The organism is Acinetobacter sp. CY81, assembly GCF_059515925.1.
Map to the genome: position 1 here is coordinate 123804 of NZ_JCAKNC010000008.1, position 8314 is coordinate 132117.

General features: G+C 34.2%; 8 protein-coding genes. 1 reads left to right on the forward strand and 7 read right to left on the reverse strand.

The window, feature by feature from the left end; genetic code table 11:
• Positions 1 to 1416 (forward strand): efflux transporter outer membrane subunit, encoded by a 1416-nt coding sequence (locus AC5YDM_RS10685; protein WP_496152093.1) that lies wholly within the window; start codon positions 1 to 3, stop codon positions 1414 to 1416.
• Between the two features lie 34 nt (positions 1417 to 1450).
• Here the strand turns inward: AC5YDM_RS10685 and AC5YDM_RS10690 are convergent, their stop codons facing one another.
• The 7 genes from AC5YDM_RS10690 to AC5YDM_RS10720 form a co-directional block, all read right to left on the reverse strand.
• The gene (locus AC5YDM_RS10690) at positions 1451 to 1948 is read right to left on the reverse strand and encodes a hypothetical protein (RefSeq protein WP_496152094.1); all 498 of its coding nucleotides are present in this window, start codon (positions 1946 to 1948) and stop codon (positions 1451 to 1453) included.
• Between the two features lie 572 nt (positions 1949 to 2520).
• Entirely contained in the window at positions 2521 to 3405 is an 885-nt protein-coding gene (locus AC5YDM_RS10695; RefSeq protein WP_496152095.1) for a tetratricopeptide repeat protein, read from the reverse strand.
• Positions 3406 to 3682: 277 nt separating this feature from the next.
• On the reverse strand, positions 3683 to 3946 hold the full coding sequence (locus AC5YDM_RS10700) for a hypothetical protein (RefSeq protein ID WP_496152096.1): 264 nt from the start codon (positions 3944 to 3946) through the stop codon (positions 3683 to 3685).
• Between the two features lie 35 nt (positions 3947 to 3981).
• Positions 3982 to 4143 carry a hypothetical protein gene (locus tag AC5YDM_RS10705; RefSeq protein ID WP_496152097.1) on the reverse strand — a complete coding sequence of 54 codons (162 nt, stop codon included), beginning with the start codon at positions 4141 to 4143 and terminating at the stop codon, positions 3982 to 3984.
• Between the two features lie 119 nt (positions 4144 to 4262).
• Entirely contained in the window at positions 4263 to 4982 is a 720-nt protein-coding gene (locus AC5YDM_RS10710) for a hypothetical protein (protein ID WP_496152098.1), read from the reverse strand.
• A complete protein-coding gene (locus AC5YDM_RS10715; protein ID WP_496152099.1) occupies positions 4982 to 6874 on the reverse strand; it encodes a hypothetical protein in 1893 nt (630 codons plus the stop codon). The genes AC5YDM_RS10710 and AC5YDM_RS10715 overlap by 1 nt, the downstream gene beginning before the upstream one ends.
• A gap of 3 nt (positions 6875 to 6877) precedes the next feature.
• Positions 6878 to 8314 (reverse strand): DUF2345 domain-containing protein (locus tag AC5YDM_RS10720; RefSeq protein ID WP_496152100.1); only part of this gene is annotated, 1437 nt, incomplete at its 5' end.

An 8314-nucleotide genomic window follows, 5' to 3' on the forward strand; every position in this document is an offset into this window, starting at 1 on the left:
ATGCGAATGAATTTAACCAAACTCACGACTGCCTTAATTCTTACCAGCTCTTTAGTCGGCTGTGCTGCAACAGTAAAATCACCATATCAAGCTCCTAGTGTGGATATTCCTCAAGGATTTCAAAATAGTCAGCAGATGAGTCAACAAATCCACCAACAGGCTTTTCATGATCAATGGTGGACACTATTTGGCGATGCTCAACTGAATCAACTGGTCGATCAAGTCATTGCTCGCAATACTGATTTAGCAGTTGCAGGGATTAACTTACAACAAGCACGCATCCAAGCAAAGCAATCTGAAAGTCAGCAAGGGGTGCGTATAGGTAATGCAGGTGCCTCAGTCGGTCATCGCTTTAGTTTAGATGGTGATGGTGACTCGTCGAATGGTATCTCATTGAACTATCCAGGTTTAAGCTATGAGCTGGACTTGTTCGGAAAACTTGCCAATCAAACGGAAGCATCTCGTTGGGAAGCACTGGCAACAGAGCAAGATTTACAGGCGACTGCACAGAGTTTGATTGCGACAACAGCACAATTGTATTGGCAATTGGGATATCTGAATGAACGTCTGTTTGTGGCTCAGCAAAATTTGGCGAGTACGCAGAAGACTTATGAATTAGTACGAACACAGTACCGAGCTGGAGCTGTCTCTGGACTCGATTTGACCTCAGCCGAACAGGCGGTGCAGAGTCAAAAAGCTACGTTAAGCCAGATCGAACAGCAAAAAGTTGAAACACGGACTGCTCTTGCAGTTTTATTGAATCAACCTGTTCAACAGTTGAATATTGCGGAGCCACAGCGCTTACCACGTTCTGCTCTACCACAAATTCAATCAGGTTTACCTGCTGAACTTTTATCCCGTCGTCCTGACTTGCAGGCAACTGAGTTACGTTTACGTAAAGCATTGGCGAACAAAGATGCCAATAAGGCCAGCTATTATCCTTCGATTAATTTAACAGGCAGCATTTCCACAGGAGGCGCAAGCACGTCACTCAGCAACGTGCTGTCGAATCCTGCTGCAATATTGGGTGCGGGTCTTACATTACCTTTCCTGCAATGGAATGACATGAAGCGTGATTTGCGTGTCAATGAACTTGAATATGAGAAATCAATTATTCAATACCGTCAGACGCTATATAAAGCATTTGCCGATGTTGAAAATGCCTTATCCGCACGTAATGAAATAGACAAACAAGTCGCTTTACAAGAACGTAATGTGCAACTGGCTGAGAAAACAGAACAACTCACCCAAGTCCGTTATAAGAATGGGGCCGTGGCGCTGAAAAATTTGATCGATGCCCAGCGTACGACACGTGAAGCACGTTTAAGTTTGGTTCAAGCCAAACAGACGCAGTATAATGCTTATGTGACGTTATTGCAGGCTTTCGGTGGTAGTCCGATTCAGCAATTGCCTTAAATAAAAAAAGCCCGAAAGGGCTTTTTTTAGTCTATTAATAATAAGATTCGCTGTACTTAACATTTGTTTGTTTAGTAAAAAACACCTGATAATAAATTGAACCAAATTCATTCAAATGATTTTGAAAATCATATTTAGTAACAATAATCACATGATAATTAGAATAACCAAATTCAGTGACTATATCCTTCACTTCCCCTGAGCAATCATCCCTTACATCCCTTCCATTTTTCAAACTATGCAATAGAGAATTTAACTTTACAGGATCAACTTTTTTACCAGAAATTAAATAAATTTGATCTGATAAATTTGATTCAAATCTATTCCAATTGAATTCATTTTTCGGAATAAAATTATGACTAACAAAATAATTTCCAGAACCTCCATCCACATACTTATAACTTAGGATGCTAGAATTATAATTATTAAATACACTAAAGTTCTCTAAATATCCATTGTAATCAAAATTTTCATTATCATTCTGCAACTCATTTTTTAAAATAATTTTTTTATTATAAAAATTATTAGACATGTATCTCTTAATGATAGTATTAAAATTCTCGTTAATTGCAAGATCGTTTGAAGAAATAAATTTATCTATATTATGACGAATTTCAATATCATAATTGTTTTGTTCAACCCTTACTTCACATTTTTTTGAGTGCTACTTTCAGCACAACTAACTAAACTAAAATTTAATAAGATAGTCACAATAGTTTTGTTAACACTACACATATCTCACACCCCTATCTTTTTCAAATTCTTCCACTGAATTCTAAATAAAGATATTTGATTTCCATCACATAATGATTTCCCATGACTTTGTTGCACGAAGGTGTGAGCATTGAAGAGTTTGATTACTGTACAACCTACCACACTTGAAGCTCATTTAAGTTTGGTTCAGACTAAACAGACTAAGTACGATACTTAGGTGACCTTGTTACAAGCATTGAGTGGAAGTCCAATTAAACTATTGCCTTAAATAAAAAGCCTAAAAGGCATTTATATTAACTAAAGTTATAATCGATCATGCGAGACTCGATTAAATCAAATGGCAACAACAAAACTTCTTAATAATCACATGATACAAATATCAATAAGACACTAGTTCTTCAGATTTTCATATTCTTTCTTTAAATTAGCTACTTTAGCTGGATTATATTTCAAACTTGCTTCATCACCATAAATTTCAGAAAGTAATTGATAAGCGCCTTCATCACCCTGTTTAAAAGCAACTTCTGCGTATTTGATTGCTTCATCTAGATTCTGATTTACGCCATTACCAGTATAATATTTTAGTGCAACATTATAATTCGCAAATACTTGTCCATTATCTGCAGCCTTTTTAAACCATAAAAAAGATTTTTTAGGGTCTTTCTCTACCCCATCACCGCTTTCGTAGGCTAAGCCAACATTATTCTGAGAGTCTACATCACCTTGCTCTGCAGCTTTTAACGCCCATTCAAATGAAGCAGCTAAATCCTTGTTAACACCATCACCATTATATAATAGACCTGAAACTAACACTTGAGACTGTAACAAGCCTTTTTCCGCAGATTGTAGAAAATAATGATATGCTTTCTTTTTATCCAGCTCAACCCCCAGCCCCTTATAGTAGGCTACACCAACGTTATGCAATCCAGCTGCTTCACCTTTGTCAGCTAGTTTCATAAACCATTGTGTAGAAGCTTCATCATTTCTTGCTACAACTTCATTTCCTTCTCTAAGTAATAAACCCAATTGCAACATAGCATCTGTGGATCCTAGTTCTGCTGCCTTATTATAAAGCTCATAAGCTTTCTTTAAATTTTCCTTCCCACCATTTGATGCGTAGGTCGTTGCTAATTTAAAAATCTCAGAAGAATTTTCTGAATGCACAAGACTATTTAGTTCTTGACTCTCATTATCAACAGGTTTCTTTGCATTAGAGTCATTATTACAACCAATTATTAGAGTGCTTAAAATTAAAAATAAAATAGAGTTTTTCATTTTTTCTCAAAATAATCTTTATTAAAAGAGTCTTAATATATAGCCTTTCCATATTTATATTCAAACTCTAACAAAATAGAGTTTTTATTATCCAGGTAACGGCTTTTTAGAAGGCTTATATTTAATGTGCCTTTAAACCCGTATAATTTAAAATACCTTCTAAACTCCTAAGTAGAGACTCCAAAGAATTAGAAGATTTTTTATTATAAAGGAAAATATAAAATAAAATAGAATCCCTGAAATAAATAAAATAGTAATATTTTCTAGATTAATACTATCAAATGTGAAGATTACTATACCTGTAATTAGCATTGAAATGGCATACCAAACTATTTTTTTCTTTTTGCACTCCAGCTTTATGTTTTGCAAGCGATTCTCCCATGCTCACTTGCATATGTAGTAAACCTGTTTTTGGACTAAGCACTGAATACAGCTCATATACATTGGGTTCAATTTGCTTAGCAATACAAATGACATATTCATTTGCTGCTAACAATGCACGGTGAAACTGACCTACATAGACTTTGCCCTCTATGTTCATCACCACAGTTTGTATATGTAAACGGCTCTGTGTGGCTAAAAAAAGGTTTGTGCACCTAATGAAACACTACCAGCAACCGTACTTAAAATCGCTGAAGATTTAATTAAGTTATCTCCTGCACCCCCTAAAGTATTTAGCACACCATTATGAATTTCTAATTCTTGAATACGACCTTCAATTTTGACTAAATTATTCATACTAAAAATTCACTATTATTGTGGAAAATATTAGTCATCTCCATATTTATTTAGAATTAGAGCCAAGCAATTTAAAAGATAGAAAAAATTATTCAATAAAATATTAAAATAAATAAAATTTATTTTTTAAAAAAATATAAAACACCACCATAAGCAACATATAAAAATTTCAAAATAATCAAATTAAGTAAAAAAGTACAAATAAAAATCACCACCAGCTCGTAAGATGCATTATTTTTCATAACAAAATACCCCATAATAGAAGGAATACTTTTAACAAATGGGGTTAAAATAAATGTTAATAAAAAAACTGGAATTAAAGCAATAGCAAAAAGGGAATTCCCATCAAAAAGTTTAGTAGCAACTCTACTCCCATTCAGCCTCGACAATTTAAGATATTTTTTTCTTTCACCAAAAACATCTACAACTTCCTCAACACTTTTATCAAAATTTTTAAAAAATCTCTTAAATATCCCTTTTCTTTTTAACGAAAAAAAATCTAGAATTAATAAAAATAATAGTGAAAAATAAAAAATATAAATTAACTCAAAAGAACCTATATAGGTGTAAGCATAATAAATCTGAAAAATAATACCCAATAAGACTATATACAAAACAAAAGAGAGAAAATACACATAATATGAAAATGCGCGCTCAATTCTCAAACCATAAAAAAATATTAAAAACGAAAAAAAAATAGACCCCATTGAATAATAAAATGAATCTTCAATATAGTAAAATAAAATATTACCAATACAAGATATCAACATAATTGAATTAATGAGATTCACTGATGATTTAAACTCATTTTCATCTCTATAAATTAATGTTTTTAGCATTATAAAACCTTAAATAAAATATTGCCCTGTAAAAAAACTAAGCTTGATATAATCTTCGAAATATTTATAATTTTCTTTGACGACTCTATTAAATAGTTTTTCCAAACGGCATAAATAGCTAAACCAATATTTGCGGCTGTTTTAAGTTTAGTTGTAAATTGTAAGTGAGAATCCAATCTCTCCAAAAACATTGCAACTAGAACACCAGCAATCAAGCCAACAGCCACAACAGCTAATACTGGTAACGCTACACCTGTAAGAGCAGCCAATGCTACGGCCCCACTCATGGCTAAACTACAAGCTAATGCTCCTATATATGCTTTTATAGCAGTAGACACTAAAGCACCTAATAAATCACCAATATTGCTATTATCAGTTGCCCACCATTCTACAATTTCAGCAGTTGCACAAACAACAAAACCAACAACACTTCCTTTAACGCTTCCTTTCAAATGATCTGCAGCTGTCGTAGCTGTATTTAAGGAGTATTGCAAAAACTTTGTGTTTGCAGCTGCCTGTAATAAATATATATTAAATTTTGATTGTGTTTTTACAAAGTGTAAAAATGACAGTATTTTTTTTCCTCTAGAAGTTTTAATTGAAAATAGAATATCTTTTTTATCATCAATTGCAGCATACACACCTTTAAAAAAAGGTTTAATATATCTCTCGATTGTTTGTTTCCTTTCCATTACCGTATCTGTAATCCCTGCAATTGCTGGCATAGCATTATTATCAAAATTATAACTAGTTAATACTGTTGCTAATATTTGTTTAAAAGTATTACTATCAACATTATAAATTAAATCATTTACGGTATACATTCCGCTTTGGACAGCATTCGACTTCATTTCAAATAAATAGACCATTAAATTACTATTACTTCTATTATCACTCACACTATTTTTATTTTCTTTTCCTAGTCTTGTATCTATAACCACACTAAGTTCTTTTGCAGACTCCCCACTCTTATAGTTTTTTGCATCTAATTTTCTTATATTAATTTTATTAATAACTTTCCCTTTTTTCTTTAAAATAATATTATCCATATACTTTAAAGGTATTTTTAACTCAATTGTACTACCATCTTGAAACTGTACTGTTTTAACTTCTTTCAAACTCGGATTGAATACAACACCCCCATCTTCTCTTTCAACAGAATATGTTTCACCAGGTGTACTATTAATATAAATCGTTAATTTTCGAGTATCTTTAAGTCTACTAATTTGTGTACTTGAATTCTGTTTTATTGGTTGTGTATGGTTTACGATTGTTGTCAGAGGAATATCTCTAAATTTTTTATCTGCACCAACAGGTATAAGCCTAGGATAGAATGTAGTTTCATAGTTTTGAGATGCCATAGGGCTTTTTAATCTAACTTTAACAACAGGATTATTTGATAATGTTATTTCTCTAAAAATATTTTTTTTATCTAATAAATATGGAATAGGTCCCTCGTTTTCATCAATTTTTGCTGTCATTAGACCATTTATTAAATTTCTTTGACTTACTAAAACCTTTCCATCAATTGAAGAAATTTCATATTGTAGATTTGTAATCTTATTTTTGAAATTTTGATCAACTATTTTCCCACTGAAATAATGTCTTTCTACATTTATATAATACGTTTTATCTGCAATAGAACTTTTAGCAAAGCTATGGCGAACTATATATGTTGGGCATTCATATTTTCCTGTTGATAAATTATAAAGTTCCAATCTAACTACTTGCTCTTTATCCAACTTAATTCTTTTTGTAAAACCATCTTTTACTGTATAATTTTCATCCAAAATTTTATTATCTTGAGATACTAATCTATATTTAGCACCTTCAAATCTTAACCATTTTCCATTTTTAGATTTGTAATTTAAATAAAATTGAATTGAATACATTTATTAAATCTCTTTTGTTATTATTCCAGAATCAAATTGATAGTCAAAATGGACTTCCACTTCTTCCTGACTTTTCGTCAGAATTTTTTTGGTTCGACCTTTACTATCTGTTTTCCCACCATCAATACTTCCATCTTTAAAGAAGATAAAATAATCTATATTTTTAATTCCATCCCCATTTGAATCTTCTATTATAAATTGCTTTGAATAACCACCATCTATTAAAGGTAATCTTGGAATTTGACTCACTATTTTCTCACCACCAATAAACTTATGCTGCCCAGCTTTCGCCTCAAACTTACCACCTGTGGTTGGAAAAATCCCTGAGCCATTAATCTTAATCTGCGAACCACCTGCAGTTAAATTAATCTCTTTGGGACTGGTGATATAAACGGTATCTTCCGTTGAAATAATCTGAATGCCTTTACGCGCAATCAAATCTGCACCGTCACCTTGTGCTTGAATCTCAATCTTCCCTTTACCTGCATACAGTCGTGCGCCTTCTTGCGCAGCAAATAGACTGATCTTAGAGCTTGCATGCCCAATCAAAGATTTTTGCGTGGAAATGTTAATACTATCCCCAGCACTATGGCTGATCTGACCATCTGCGGAGATATGAATATCTTCATTGGTTGTAAGTGCAATCGAATTCGGTGAAGCAAGTAGCATCACAGCAGATTTAAACGCTTCAGCCTTTTTCTCATCTTCTTTTTTTAAGACTTCAATATAAGATTGAATATTCTCGAGGACCTCAAGCGGATCCGTCTGCTGATTCTTTGCTACTTCACTTAAAGCTTTTGAATTGTTGAGGCTGCCTTCGAGTTGTGCTTTGGCTTCTTTGGCATCGAGGTGTGTGCCACTGGCTTGACCTTGGGCGTGTGTGCTCAGCAATAAACCTTGCCCTGCTCGGATTCCGCCCCACTGGTCTGTACGTAGTTCAAAGCCTTCGCCTCGGCCATCACTCTGTTCTGTCTCTTTTGGATGACTCAGGTTACCCAGGTTAAGTTGGCTGGCCCCATGACTGTTTTGCAGTTGGGTCGAGATCTGTCCTGTGGTGTCATCAAAGCGCAGTTGGCCATAGCCTTCGCCTTGGACTTCTTTGGAGCGAATGCCTGCTAACTTTTTGGTGTCTGGTAGTTGTCCTTTGATATCGAATTTGGTTGGACTGCGTTGTGCTTCGTGGATGCGTCCCACCACGAATGGGCGGTCGATGTTGCCGTCGAAGAAGTCGATCACCACAATTTCATCGATGCGGGGTAGGAAGCGTGCACCGTAGCCTTCACCTGCCCATGGGGTCAGTACATCGACCCATGCTGAATCGGTGTCATTGTTGTTGGAGCCTGCACCACCATCGGCTTGGTTGTCTTCTTGTCGGCTGAACAGGAAGCGGACTTTGATGCGTCCCCATTCATCGACATGAATTTCTTCGCCTGCTGGACC